Genomic DNA, 12676 nt, shown 5'->3' with positions numbered 1-12676 from the left:
CTGCGGGCACAGATCACCCGGGAGGTGCGATGGAACGCGTCATCCGGGTCTCACTGGCCGCGCAGGTCAACGGCTTCGTCAACGGCATGAACCAGGCCGAGCAGGCCGCACGCCGAGCGAAGGCCGGCTCGGAGGACGCGACCGCCGCGTACGAGCGACAGAAGCAGGCGATGAACGAGGCCGGTATCGCGCTCGGCACCGTCGGTGCTGTCGCGATGGCGACCACGGCGCTCGCGGTCAAGGCAGCGATCGACTGGGAGTCCGCGTGGGCGGGCGTGACGAAGACGGTCGACGGCAGCGTGACCGAGATGGCGCAGCTGCAGACCGAGCTGCGCGGTCTCGCGACCAACCTGCCCGCGACCCACCAGGAGATCGCAGCCGTCGCGGAGGCGGCCGGACAGCTCGGTGTCGAACGGCAGAACGTCGCCGCGTTCACCAAGACGATGGTCGACCTCGGCGAGACGACCAACCTCACCGCCGACCAGGCGGCGACCAGCCTCGCGCAGCTGATGAACGTCATGCGCACCGCACCGGAGGACGTCGAGCGGCTCGGCGCGACCCTCGTCGCGCTCGGCAACGACGGCGCTTCGACGGAGGCCGAGATCCTCGAGATGGCGCAGCGCATCGCTGGCGCCGGAAAGCTCATCGGCGCCAGCGAGGGCGAAGTCCTCGGACTGGCGAACGCGCTCGCATCGATGGGTGTCACCGCGGAGCTCGGTGGTGGCGTCGCGTCGCGCATCCTGCAGGACCTCTACTCGGCAGTGCAGTCCGGCGGCGAGCAGCTGCAGGGCTTCGCGAACGTCGCCGGGGTCACCGCGCAGGAGTTCGCGGCGCAGTTCCGCGCCGATCCGGTGCGGGCGCTCGACACCTTCGCGAAGGGCTTGAACGGGGTCGAGACCTCCGGGGGCAACGTCGTGGCAACCCTCGCGGATCTCGGCTTCCGGTCCTCCGAGGAGCAGCGCGTGCTGCTTCAGCTGAAGGGCGCTGGCGACCTGCTCGCGGAGTCTCTCGATCTGCAGGCGGTCGCGTGGGAGCAGAACACCGCTCTCGCGGAGGAGGCCGAGAAGCGATACGCCACGACCGAGGCTCGCCTGCAGGTCATGGCGAACCGTGTGAACGAAGCCGCGATCGAGTACGGCGACGTCTTCCTGCCCGCGGTGCAGGCCGCGGCCGAGGTCGTCGGCCAGCTCGCGCTCGGGTTCGCGCAGCTGCCCCAGCCCATCCAGACCACCATCGCTGTCACGGGCGCGCTGGTCGGCGTCGTCGGTCTCACAGGTGGCGCGTTCCTCCTCGCCGTCCCGAAGATCGCGGAGTTCCGCATCGCCCTCGCGACCCTGTCGAACTCGACCATGCCGGCAGTCGCAGGCGCGGCGAACGGCATCACGACCGCGGTCGGGAAGACCGCCACCGGCCTGTCGGCCGCAGCGCGCTTCATGACCGGCCCGTGGGGGCTGGCGCTCGCCGCAGCCGGCGTCGCAGCTGTCGCGCTGCAGCAGCAGCTCGAGAAGCTCGCGGCGACGTCCGAGGAGATGCAGAACAGTCTCAAGCTCGCCGACGGCGCTGCGATCCTCGACACCGCCCGGGTCAGCCAGTTCACCGTACTCGACGGCGTGCTGACCAACTCGAAGCAGCAGCTGCAAGACCTCGACGAGACCCTCGCGCAGCTCGAGGTATCCGCCCGCGGGTTCACCAACGGCAGCTGGTGGGAAGAGGGCTTCTGGAACCCCGCCAACAAGGCAGCGCTCGCCGGGCCCGAGGACGCCCTGAAGCGAATCGGTGACGAGCTCGCCTCGCTCGCCGCCACGGACGGGCCCGGCGCGGCATCCGCGTTCCAGCGCGTCGCGGAGCAGACCGACGGCAGCGAAACCTCGCTGCGGCGACTGCTGACGCAGATGCCGGCGTACGAGCAGGCGCTCATCACGCAGGCGACCGCGCAGGGCATCAACGTCTCGGCGATGACGGACGCTGAGCGCGTCCAGGCGCTGCTGAACCTCGCGACCGAGGAAGCGGCGCCGGCGATGCAGTCGTCGAGCGACGCCTACCTGCTGGCCGCCGAGCAGTCGAAGGCGCTCACCGACAGCCTCAACCAGCTGATCGATGTGACGCTCGAGGCGAATGGGGTCGCGCAGGATGCCGAGACCGCGAACGCGCGGTGGCAGGAAGCGCTCGCGGGGATCACCGCCGACGTCGAGCGGCAGAAGGAGGTCTACGAGGAGGCGAACGGCACGCTCGACGGCTTCAATCTCTCGCTGGACCGCAACACTGTCGCCGGCTCCGCGAACCGAGCGAGCCTGACGGACGTGGCGCGGGCGGCTGAGGAGGCCGCTACCAAGCAGCGAGACCAGGACACCGCGACGATGGGTGCGGAGGGGTCGACCCGGAAGTACATCGACACCCTGAACTCGCAGCGGGACGCGTTCATCAGGACCGCCACCGAGGCGGGATACAACGCCGACGAGGTGCACGCGCTGGCGGACGAGATCTTCCGTGTGCCGGACTCGAAGACCACGCAGATGCTCGTCGAGACCGCGCAGGCCACGGACGCGCTCCGAGGGTTCATGACGACCCTCGACCGTGTGCCGTGGGTCAAGAACGTGCGCATCCAGACGACGGTGGCCGCCGCGGTCTCGCAGGACTTCGTACTGCCTGGCCGTGCGGGTGGCGGCATCATCCCGGGCGCCCCGTCGAACCGAGACAACCGGGTGTATGCCGTCGCGACGGGCGAGTACATCGTCAATGCTCGCCATACAGCGATCCCCGAGAACCGGGCCGCGCTCGAGTACATGAACGCGGGCGGCACGATGCGCCTGCCGGGATACGCGATGGGCGGGTTCGTCAACGGTGCAGCGTCGCCGTTTGCGGAACGTCCCGTCTATGCCAGCAGCTGGGGCGCGGCTCCCGCGCCGGCAGCAGCTCGGACTGAGACGGTGCCGCAGGTCGTCATCCAGAAGGTGATCGGCACGAACGAGCAGCAGCTCGCACGCGAGATCCAGAGGCAACAGGCGCATGCGCTCGCGGTCAGCGGCGTGCTCAGAAGGGATGGTGACTGATGTCCTCACCTTTGGTTCTCTCGACCGGGCCGAGCACGCCCGCTCCTGTCCCCGTCGACCAGTGGGAGTCGATCAGCGTCGAGTGGTTCGGCGCTGACGGCTCCTACTGGGACCTCGCGGACGGACTCGAGGGGGTCGTGCTGCAGGCGTTCGGCACGGAGGGAATGCACGACCCGGAGCTGACGAAATACGCCTCGAAGGGGCGCGCAGTCCCGGGGAAGCGTCAGCGCGGGTGGCGAGCTGAGGAACGGAAGGTGTTCTGGCCGGTCCTCGTCTACGCCGATGGGTCACCGGAATGGGTCGACACCTACGGGCGTTTCTTCGGCTCGATCGACCCGGAACGTCCCGGCCGCTGGCGCGTCGGATTCCGCGGGGTGTATCGCGAGCTGCTGCTCACGGGCGTCTACGAACGACCGCACAGCTTCGAGACCCACCCGACCGTATTCGGTTGGGGCCGGTTCGGCGTCGAGCTGGAAGCAGCGCAGCCCTTCTGGATCGGCACTGCGATCGAGACTCCGGCGTTCGGCGCGCCGGCACCCGTGCCGTTCATACAGCCGCCCGGTGCCCCAGACTTCCACGTCAGCGCCGCCGAGAACTCGAGCACGGCGACCATCGACAACCCGGGCAACGTCGAAGCCTGGCCCAAGTGGGAGATCGTCGCTTCGGCGTCCGTCCCCGGGGGCGTCATCACCCTCGGCACGGGCGGCGTCACTGCAACGATCCCGTTCGCGCTCGCCGAGGGCGATGTGCTTCTCATCGATACCGATCCTCGCAACGTCACAGCAACGCTGAACGGTGAGGACGTGACGCAGCCACTCGGGCTGGTCCCGTGGTCGGCCGTCGCACCTGGTGAGTCCGTCGCGCTGAGCATCGACATTCCGCAGGGGGTCACCGTTCAGGCAACACTGCGCCCGCTCTACTTCCGGGCCATCGGATGAGCGGCCTTTCCTTCATCGTCCGCGACAAGACAGACACCTTTGTCCAGAAGTGCATTGGCGGAGACGCGTCCGCCGACCTGCTCTGGTCAGTCCCATCGATCGCGAGCTTCACGATCGACGACGACGACCGCGCGGTCGCCGCGCTCATCGCGCCGGGCGCGCGCTGCAGCGTCATGCTCGGCCCGGATGAGCTGTTCCGCGGGCGCGTCGCGCGCACCCCTGGGCATGGCCCGAAGGGCCAGATTGAGGTGCACGTCGAAGACGACCGTCGGAAGTTCAACGATTGGCTGGGGTGGCCGAAGACCACCGCACCGATCACGGGGCAAGACGTCGAGTACGACGTGTACACGGGGCCAAGCGAGACGATCTTTAAGGCAGCGCTGGCCGCCAATGTTGCGCGCCTGGGCGTGCCCTGGACGGTCGTAGCCACGCAGGGTCGAGGCAGCAGCGCCCGCGTCGAGCTTCGCTTCCACAAGCTCGCCGACAAGCTGATCCCTCTCCTCGTCGCCGACCGGCTCGGTGTCGTCCTCGCCTACCCCGAGAACGGCGGAGTGGTCGTGGATGTCCGGTCACCGCGCGTGGTCGACGGTCTGCTCGACGCGCCGACCGGAATCGTGGATGAGTTCGACTTCGACCGGTGGGCATCCTCCGCCACCCGGGCCGTGGTCGGTGGAAGAGAGCAAGGCACCGAGCGCATCCTCGCGTACGTCATCGACACGGCACGGGAAGCTGAATGGGCCGACATCATCGAGGTGTTCCGCGACGCCCGCAACACCGAGCCCGGCGCCGACCTCACACTCGAGGGCTGGCAGACGATCGCTGACGGCGCCCCTGGCGCCTCTGTCTCGATGGACCTCATCGAGACAGACCGGTTCCGGTTCCGCGAGCACTACGACGTCGGCGACATCGTGCCGTTCAACATCGGCGGCGCCCCCGGTACCGAAGTCATCACCCGCGTGACGATCTCCGACACCGTGCGCGGTGGACTCACGATCACGCCCCACATCGGGGACGTGAACACCGACCCGCTGGCGCAACTCGGCGCCCGGGTCGCCGAACTCAAGGCGCGCGTGCGCGACCTCGGAAGGAGCTGAGATGCCGATCACATCCGTGGGCTACACCGGCTCGGTCGACTATAAGGGCTGGGGCGAACTGCTCTCTTACGGAGGCGGCGCAGAGTACGGCGTGCGCAGTCCCGACGACTGGCGCGCGAGCATCGGGGGAGCTGACCGTGAAGTCCGCCTCACACCCGGGCAGGGGCACGGGTGGGGAGTTCTCGACCGCTCCACCAACGAGGAATCGATTCTGCTCCCGCCGACCACATCGGGATCACGCTTCCATCTGATCTCGATCCGCCGGTCGTGGCAGACCAGCACCTCCGCCTTCGTGAGCGTGCCGGGTACCAACAAAACGGCAATCCCACCCCGCGAATCGACACCGTTCGCACTGGATGATCAGCCTCTGTGGCTCGCCCGTGTGGACGCCGGGAAATCACAGGTGCAGCAGCTCATCGACTTGCGCCTTTGGTCCGGCCCAGGCGGGGCGCTCGCGGTCGACGAGCTTGTGCTGCAGTACCTCAATCGCCTCGGCACTGTCGTTGACATCAACGGTCGCAGCTGGCGGAGGAGTCTTTCCGCGCTCGGTACGCCCGAGTGGGTGGCGAGCGGGTCCGAAGCTGGTATGTACAACGCTGTTGGCGGCGGCGGAATCATCCTGCCGGGAGCGACCGGAGGGGCCGGTAGCTTCCAGGCCGCCGAACGAGTGCCGGTCGGGTCGCTAATCCAAGCCTCGTTCTCGTGCGCCATCTACCTGCCGGGCCCCGTGGGGCGTCCGGGATCGGATGCGCTGAACTACGCCGGGTTCTTGACCCTCTTCCAGGGCGCGGCGGAGAAGGGCCGCAGGCGCTGGCACAACCACGGCGTCAGCGGCCAGATGCGCGACGTCTCCGCCGTCTTCCAGTGGGTCACGACCGAATCGATCCCCGCTGGCACCTCGCTCAACTTCGCAGTGACCACCGACCCGCTCTCAGCCGGCGGAGTCGAGCTGTGGGACGTGCACGCGTCCTGGTCGATCCGACGCCCCTGAACGGAAGGACATCATCATGACCACCCCTCACGAGATCCGGATGTTCGTCGGGACGACTCGGCCGAAGAGCTGGTACGGCCAGTGCGCCGGCCTGACGTACCGGACGATCGATGACTGCGGCGGGTACGCCCCCGACATCTACGGGTCCGCGTTCGCCGCATACCTCGCGGCCGAGATCGAGTCCCGGAACCCGCGGAACGCCCCGCCCGGAGCGATCCACTACTGGGACTACGCCGGCACTGACGACCGCGGCCGCGTCGCCCGTTGGGGGCACGTTGCGATCGACATCTACGGCGGCGGCCACCAGGTACTTTCCGCCACCGGCTACGCGCACGAGTGGTGGGGCGAGAAGGCGGGCCTGATCACCGTGGAAGCGCAGACCGCACGCGGGATGCCGTACCTGGGCTGGTCGCGCACCTACGGGCGCCGGAACCGCCTGACGATCACCATCCCGCAGCCGGCCGGCGGCGGGAAGCCTGCCGCATCTCTGCCGGCCCCCACCCCCGCTGTAACGACCAAGTCCGAGGAGGACGACATGACGACCCTCATCCGCATCATCGACGGCCCGCACGCCGGCACGAGCTTCACTCTCGAACCGTTCCGCGGTATCAAGGCCCACGCGAACGTCATTGGCGCCCGGCTCGCCCTGCGTGGCCGGAACAAGGTGTGGCCGCCCGACGGCGACCACTTCGAGGCTTACCGGAAGAACGAGACCAACGGCGAGCTGCAGTGCACGCACGACCACGCCCACTGGCTCGCCGACGTCCTCGGCCTGGCCGAGCTCCTACCGTTCCCGGCGCCCGGCGGCGTCAAGCGGTTCTGACAATGGATCGCGCACCGGTCGCACCGGAGAAGCGCCGAGTCCTCGAGGCGCTCATTCGCGTCATCGACCTCATCATCTACGCGGCGGTCGGCGTCGCCGGAGTGTTCGCCATCGTGGCCCCGCCACCGTCCGTCCAGACCGAACTCGCCGGTTGGGAATGGCTCATCACCGTGTGGGGAGCCCTGCTCATCCTCGGCGGCGCCGGTGGCTTCGCGGGGCGCCTCAGCCGCTACTGGATCGTGGAAGTCCCCGCGCTCCCGTTCGCCGGCATCGGCATCGGTGTCTACTTCCTGATCCTCGGGACCACGGCCACCGTCACGCCCTTCACGACCGTCGCGGCGATGATCGTCCTCGCCGCCATGCTCAACATGCTCCGTCGCTACCTCGAGCTGCAGATCTTCGCGTCCGAACCCGGCGACCAGGACATCCGCACGCTCGTCGCCGCGATTCTCAGCCGGCGAACCCGCGACGTCGTGCGCCGCGACGCGTAGGGGGCCGGGTGGAGAACTGGATCGCCATCATCACCGCGCTCGGCGGACTTGGCGCGCTCGCTCTCTTCTTCCGGGAGATCGTCGCCATCGTGAAGCTGCTCCGCAACGGAGTCGCCGCGCGCGAGTCGCGTCGGAGGAACGACATCATCGCGCAGCGCGACGCCGCGATCGCCGAGCGCGACGCAGCCAACCTGCGTGCCGCGGCCGCGGAAGCTCGCACCGACCGGGAGCGCGAGAACCGCCGCCTGGTCGAGGGTCTCGCCGCGCGCCTCGAGCGGAAGCTCATCCTCGCCGGCGGGACACCGGACCCCTGGCCCGACATCGACGAAACCACCGAGATCACCAAGACCTGAGGAGTTCACCCGCATGGACATCGCTATCCCCGTCGCCCCGCTGGGCATCATCACCCTGCTCGGCTTCTTCGCCCCGTACGCCGTGGGCGCCCTCAACGGCGTGCTGCCGTTCGTCACCAAGCCCCTGCACCGCAAAGCAGTCTCCGTCGCCGTGGCGGTCATCCTGGCCGGCCTGGTGATGGTGTTCTACTACGCCATCACCCGGGAACCGGTCACCGACTGGTGGCTGTTCACGCTCCTCGCGATCGTCGTCGTGAACGCGTCCTATGCGCTGCTGACCCGTGACCTCGGCGCCAAGCATCTCGAGCACGCCGTCGAGCCCACGCCGGCACGCACCGACGGCGGCACCCCCGACATATCGTCGCTTCCGCCCGAGTCTCGCGGCTCTCACAACATTCACTGACCCGACACGAAGGGACAACGCACATGGCCGAATTCGTCGGCGCCTTCCCGTCCACAGTCGCGATGGATGAGAACAACAACATCGTCCGCGAGGCGGAGGCGTACGTCTACGACGTCAACGACACCAACCTGGCGTCGCCCCTTCCCATCACGGATCTGCAGGGAGTCCCGTTCACTGGCGGCAAGCTCGTCGCGTCGAACGGAATCTTCCCGCAGTTCCGTGCCCCTGCTGGCGTGCTTGAGGTGTACCTCAAGTCGGGGGACCGCGTGACGCAACTCACCGACATCAGCGTTCCGGCGAAGGCGGCTGTCGACGCGGCCGGTGAAGCGGAACAGGCTGCCCAAGAAGCGGCGTCTGCGCGCGCAGGCGCTGAATTCGCGCGAGGCGAGGCCGTCGATGCCGCCGCGCGGGCTGAGGCTGTCGGCGCAACGAGCGACGAGATCAACGCAAATCTAATTGGTACCAAGGGCACCAAGACCGAGGTTGCGCTGTCGGCCTTCTCTGCTGGGCTTGCGACGGCACGGATCGACCCGCTCAACGCGGTAATGGCGACACTCGACATGCGCGACCTCGCGCCGGTTGTGATCGCTTCGGCCGGCGACAGCACGACGAGCCCGTTCTCCACTGGAGCGTTCTCCAACGCATGGAAGGATCTGGCCGAAAACCTCTGGCCGGAGCGCCCCTTCCGAATCTTTTCGTGGGGTAAGGAGTCGAACGCATATCCGGCGAGCCCGACCGTGTGGCAGGACGGCGCAACGATTTCTGACCCGGGCGGAGTCGACGCCGACATCATTGTCGCAGCCGATTCCTTCACCGAGCATCCGGGCGACCTCGTCGGGCGGCCTGGCGAGGTCGGCTCAGGTGTGTGGGCGGGAACGTCAGGATCCTTCATCGTTGCGGACGGCGCCTGCGTCTTCAACCCCGCGTATACCGGCGGAGGCATCCCCGGGGGCATGCTCACCGCCGTCAGTCGAGCGGACAAAGACTTCCACTACGAAGGTGACTGGCGGATCTCGTCGCTCGACACGTCGGGTCTGCAGCGGCGCATCCGTGCTGCCGCACTGGGGACGAGCGAGATCCGCGTCCAGGCCACAGGGGGAACGACGGTCGCTGTGACGGTTTCGAAGATCATCTCCGGCACAACCACTGTGCTCGGGACCTTTCCCGCCGGAACGATTCCGAACAATACTGCAGCGGCTTGGTACGCGTTCGACATCCAACTCGTCGGAACAGCGCTGACAGCCACGCTCAACGGAGCAACAATCAGCGCGACGCTCACCTCCGGAGATGTCGCTGCGCTGGGCAGCACGTTCGGGTTCGCGGACAACTCCGCGAATGCCGGCATCCGTCGGTTCGAGGTGCGAGGCACTGTCACCCGACCCCCGGTGGTCGGGGCGCAGTCACCGCTCGGCTGGGCGACCGTCTACAACGCCGCCGTCGCCGGCTCGACGATCGCCTACCAACAGGCACGCGTCACAGCGATGTACCCCGAGCAGCCGGATGCGGTGTTCATTCATCACGGCCACAACTACGCCAGCGGAACGACTACGCCGGCGCAGTTCTTCGCCGCAGTCGATGGCTTTCTTGCGGTCCTTTTTGCCGTGCACGCGCCGGTGCCGGTGGTGATTTCGTCGCAGAACCCGGAGTTCCTCGCGACGGATGTCGACGCGGCGCGGATCTCTCGGCACCTTGCTATTCAGAGAGCAATCAGGGAGGGTGCGCTCGCTCGAGGCTGGGGTTACATTCCTGTGTTCGAGGCGTTCGCAGCAACCGATGATGGCGGGAAGGGGCTGGTGCAGCCAGACGGCATCCACCCTGTCATTGGCAGCGGTACCAGCCTCCAGGCTGGAGTGGTGAAGTCGTGGGTCGCTCGGCAATCGATGCGCCCTTCGTGAGGCGTCCCAGTGGGCGACCGGTGTTTCTACTGGTCCCGGTCCGATTCAAGCCGGGACCAGTAGGAGTCGATCCGTCTGCGGTAATCACGAACCGCGATTGCAACGACGCCAACGAGGAACGTCGGGACGCCGATCAAGGAGACCTGGCCGCTCTGCCAGAGCTCCCCTATGAGGCACATCGCTCCGAATAGTACGAGTGCGCTGCCCCAGAAGTAGGGGTCCGTCAAGCTGAGTTCCAGCCGGCGACCTCTGTTCATGATGCTGCCCGACTCGGTGATGCGGTTGTGCTAGTAACTCCCGCGGACGTCATCGACCCGGCGGGCAGAGTGGCCCAGGCTGCGAGGACGGGCAGCCAGTAATACGGCTGCTCAAAAAATGCCGACGTCAGTGCGTAGCTCATCATCACGACGATCACACCAACCGCGAGACCGTTGTTCCGTGCGGCGACTGCCTTGACTACGAGGACCAAGACGGAGACCAGGATCACAGCAATTGCGATGGCCAGCAGTAAGCCGCCCTGATACCAGGAGCGAAGAAAGACGTTGTGGACAACGGTTCCGAACTCTCGAGCCGCCGCGTTCTCAGCGTCGATCCCGCGGCCGAGAAATGGGTCGCGCTGAATCGATTCCCACGCAGATTCGTAGGTCTCGGATCGGATCTCGAGTGTGCTCGTGTACTGCGTCTGCCCCGTGACCTGGAAGAACCGCTGCACGGGATCGCGCAGAACTGCGGAAACGAACGGCGTGCTGAGAACTGCCCACAGCACTAGCACCGTAAGGGTAGCTGCGAAGAGGATGCGAAGTAGTCGGTACCCATAAACGTACAAGAGCACGATCACGCCTGCCACGCATGCAGACATCGAGCTAAGGCTTCCTGTCGAGATCAGCGCGCCTGCGTTGAGACACAGCACTGTCAGGACCGAAGCCCGACCGAGCCCGCGGGTATGACGACCGAGCAAGACCGACACTGCCACGAGAATGGCCAGCGCGGACATAACGCCTAGGACATTAGGGTGACCAGCCAGGCCGGGCGATCGTTCGTTCACCTGGATCCATCCGAGAACGTCCGCTCCGAATAGTTGCGCGATGCCGGCGATCCCTGAAGCCGTCTGCGTGACCAGGAAGGAGATGCACGCGGCCACAAGCAGTCGCGGGTTCTTCTGGATCAGGCCTGCCACAGCGAACGGGCCGATGCCGATGATAATGAATAACTGAATGGCGACGGGAAGTGTCGCGCTCAGCCCCGAGGCTCCACTCGATGTGACCGATGCGGCGAGAGCGGCGTAGCCGGCATAGACCCAGATCCCGAACCACTTCGGTCGACCGCCCAGGCCGAGAAGTACCGTCGCGACCAGTAGGCCAAGGGTGACGGTGGTCCACAGTCCAGAAATGTTGCCGGGCAGGACTCTGTAGATCGGAATGAACGCCGCCAGCACGACGGACAACGCGCTAGCAACCTTGATGGGGAAGGTGAGGGCGCTGTGGGTCCCTGCTCGTCGAGCCGTGCCCGTTACTGACGCCATGCGACAAAGCGTACACAGCGGTCCGTCCCCGCTACGATGCGACGAGGCGCGCATGGTGCGCGGTCGGGGGAGTGAGGCATGGCCAGCGTTCGCACCAACAGGCAGGCGTGGATGGATGTGCTGCGATGCTTCGCGATCTTCCTTGTCGTCGTTGACCACGCTACGGATCACATCAACAGCCACGCTGTGCACGACATCGTCGGATTAACGACCTTGAACGACGCGGTCGGGCCATTCCGGATGGCGACGCTCATGTTCCTGTCTGGGATGCTGCTTCCGAGGTCACTCGCGAAGCCCGCAACTGAGTTCGCTCTCGGCAAGCTAGGTCGGATCGGCTGGCCCTACGTCCTCTGGTCCTTCATCCTTCTATTCCTGCTCGCGGCGACGAGCTCCATCTCGGGGAACACGAGCGTCGACGCCGGCACCTTCCTGCAGGTCTTCTACGCCCCGCCCACTTACCTGTGGTATCTCGCGTACCTATTGATCTTCTACTTCGTCGTGTTGGTTCTCCGACGAGCTCCGGTGGTGCGCTCTCTGCTCATACCGATCGCGCTCATCGCGTCACAGCTGCTCGTGGCAACGCCACAGTGGCAGCGCATGCTGTTCCTTTTCGCGTTCTTCCTCCTCGGAGACCTGTTGTCACGGCACCGCGCCGTCATGGATCGGTCGCTGACCGCGACACCAATCGTGGTCGTCGCCGCAGCTCTGGCGCTAGCAACCGCTGGCGCCGCCGGCGCGGGCGTCCTCGTCCGTTATCAAGCCGTGTGGGCGATTGGTGTCATCGCAGGCATCATCGTTCTCATCCGCGTCGCTCAGTCGATTCAAGAGTCGGCAGTGGGTGCCTGGATGGGCCGGTACGGTCGAGACTCGATCATCTTCTACGTCACACACTGGGTGTCGTTGCTCGTTACGTACCACGTGCTGGTCCGTTCCGGCATCCGCACCGAGTGGCTACTGCTGCCGCCGCTCCTGCTGGCCGCGTTCGGCACCGGTTTCATCTCCGTGTGGGCGCAGAGGTGGCGAGTGCCCCGTTACCTCTTCGCTCTGCCACTTGGAGCAACATCGACGCGTCGCACACCTGCAAACGTCTGAGAGCGATCGACTCAGCGAGAACAG

The 12676-nt window shown here is 66.7% G+C and carries 11 protein-coding genes; 10 read left to right on the top strand and 1 reads right to left on the bottom strand.

Going from position 1 to position 12676, the window contains the following annotated elements:
- Positions 1-29: 29 nt before the first annotated feature.
- From PUW82_RS11275 to PUW82_RS11235, 9 genes are read left to right on the top strand one after another with little or no spacing between them, the layout of a single operon-like run.
- Positions 30-3050, top strand: a complete 3021-nt coding sequence (locus PUW82_RS11275) for a phage tail tape measure protein (protein WP_274222376.1) — start codon at positions 30-32, stop codon at positions 3048-3050.
- Entirely contained in the window at positions 3050-3988 is a 939-nt protein-coding gene (locus PUW82_RS11270) for a phage tail family protein (protein ID WP_274222375.1), read from the top strand. The genes PUW82_RS11275 and PUW82_RS11270 overlap by 1 nt, the downstream gene beginning before the upstream one ends.
- Positions 3985-5082 (top strand): Gp37-like protein, encoded by a 1098-nt coding sequence (locus PUW82_RS11265; protein WP_274222374.1) that lies wholly within the window; start codon positions 3985-3987, stop codon positions 5080-5082. The genes PUW82_RS11270 and PUW82_RS11265 overlap by 4 nt, the downstream gene beginning before the upstream one ends.
- A gap of 1 nt (position 5083) precedes the next feature.
- Positions 5084-6073, top strand: coding sequence for a hypothetical protein (locus PUW82_RS11260; RefSeq protein ID WP_274222373.1), 990 nt, complete (start codon positions 5084-5086; stop codon positions 6071-6073).
- A 16-nt stretch (positions 6074-6089) separates the two neighbouring features.
- Positions 6090-6896, top strand: a complete 807-nt coding sequence (locus PUW82_RS11255; RefSeq protein WP_274222372.1) for a hypothetical protein — start codon at positions 6090-6092, stop codon at positions 6894-6896.
- Between the two features lie 2 nt (positions 6897-6898).
- A complete protein-coding gene (locus tag PUW82_RS11250) occupies positions 6899-7387 on the top strand; it encodes a hypothetical protein (RefSeq protein ID WP_274222371.1) in 489 nt (162 codons plus the stop codon).
- 8 nt (positions 7388-7395) lie between these two features.
- Positions 7396-7740 (top strand): hypothetical protein, encoded by a 345-nt coding sequence (locus PUW82_RS11245; RefSeq protein WP_274222370.1) that lies wholly within the window; start codon positions 7396-7398, stop codon positions 7738-7740.
- A gap of 13 nt (positions 7741-7753) precedes the next feature.
- Positions 7754-8143, top strand: coding sequence for a hypothetical protein (locus PUW82_RS11240; protein WP_274222369.1), 390 nt, complete (start codon positions 7754-7756; stop codon positions 8141-8143).
- 23 nt (positions 8144-8166) lie between these two features.
- Positions 8167-10038, top strand: coding sequence for an SGNH/GDSL hydrolase family protein (locus PUW82_RS11235; protein WP_274222368.1), 1872 nt, complete (start codon positions 8167-8169; stop codon positions 10036-10038).
- A gap of 253 nt (positions 10039-10291) precedes the next feature.
- Here PUW82_RS11235 and PUW82_RS11230 read toward each other — a convergent pair whose 3' ends face one another.
- Complete coding sequence (locus PUW82_RS11230; RefSeq protein ID WP_274222367.1) at positions 10292-11560, bottom strand: O-antigen ligase family protein; 1269 nt, start codon at positions 11558-11560, stop codon at positions 10292-10294.
- A 78-nt stretch (positions 11561-11638) separates the two neighbouring features.
- On the opposite strand from PUW82_RS11230, the gene PUW82_RS11225 reads away from it, so the two are divergent.
- Positions 11639-12652, top strand: coding sequence for an acyltransferase family protein (locus PUW82_RS11225; RefSeq protein ID WP_274222366.1), 1014 nt, complete (start codon positions 11639-11641; stop codon positions 12650-12652).
- The last annotated feature ends 24 nt before the right edge of the window (positions 12653-12676 follow it).

It is taken from the genome of Microbacterium thalli (genome assembly GCF_028737325.1).
Taxonomy (GTDB): domain Bacteria; phylum Actinomycetota; class Actinomycetes; order Actinomycetales; family Microbacteriaceae; genus Microbacterium; species Microbacterium thalli.
The sequence above is the reverse complement of the archived record's forward strand: the minus strand, read 5'-3'. Positions and strand labels throughout refer to the sequence as shown.

What these genes read in the sequence shown, in the direction of transcription:
- PUW82_RS11265 (WP_274222374.1), top strand. Translation starts at nt 3,985, where the DNA reads ATGAGCGGCCTTTCCTTCATCGTCCGCGACAAGACAGACACCTTTGTC.
- PUW82_RS11240 (WP_274222369.1), top strand. Translation starts at nt 7,754, where the DNA reads ATGGACATCGCTATCCCCGTCGCCCCGCTGGGCATCATCACCCTGCTC.
- PUW82_RS11230 (WP_274222367.1), bottom strand. Translation starts at nt 11,560, where the DNA reads ATGGCGTCAGTAACGGGCACGGCTCGACGAGCAGGGACCCACAGCGCC.
- PUW82_RS11255 (WP_274222372.1), top strand. Translation starts at nt 6,090, where the DNA reads ATGACCACCCCTCACGAGATCCGGATGTTCGTCGGGACGACTCGGCCG.
- PUW82_RS11275 (WP_274222376.1), top strand. Translation starts at nt 30, where the DNA reads ATGGAACGCGTCATCCGGGTCTCACTGGCCGCGCAGGTCAACGGCTTC.
- PUW82_RS11225 (WP_274222366.1), top strand. Translation starts at nt 11,639, where the DNA reads ATGGCCAGCGTTCGCACCAACAGGCAGGCGTGGATGGATGTGCTGCGA.
- PUW82_RS11235 (WP_274222368.1), top strand. Translation starts at nt 8,167, where the DNA reads ATGGCCGAATTCGTCGGCGCCTTCCCGTCCACAGTCGCGATGGATGAG.
- PUW82_RS11260 (WP_274222373.1), top strand. Translation starts at nt 5,084, where the DNA reads ATGCCGATCACATCCGTGGGCTACACCGGCTCGGTCGACTATAAGGGC.
- PUW82_RS11250 (WP_274222371.1), top strand. Translation starts at nt 6,899, where the DNA reads ATGGATCGCGCACCGGTCGCACCGGAGAAGCGCCGAGTCCTCGAGGCG.
- PUW82_RS11270 (WP_274222375.1), top strand. Translation starts at nt 3,050, where the DNA reads ATGTCCTCACCTTTGGTTCTCTCGACCGGGCCGAGCACGCCCGCTCCT.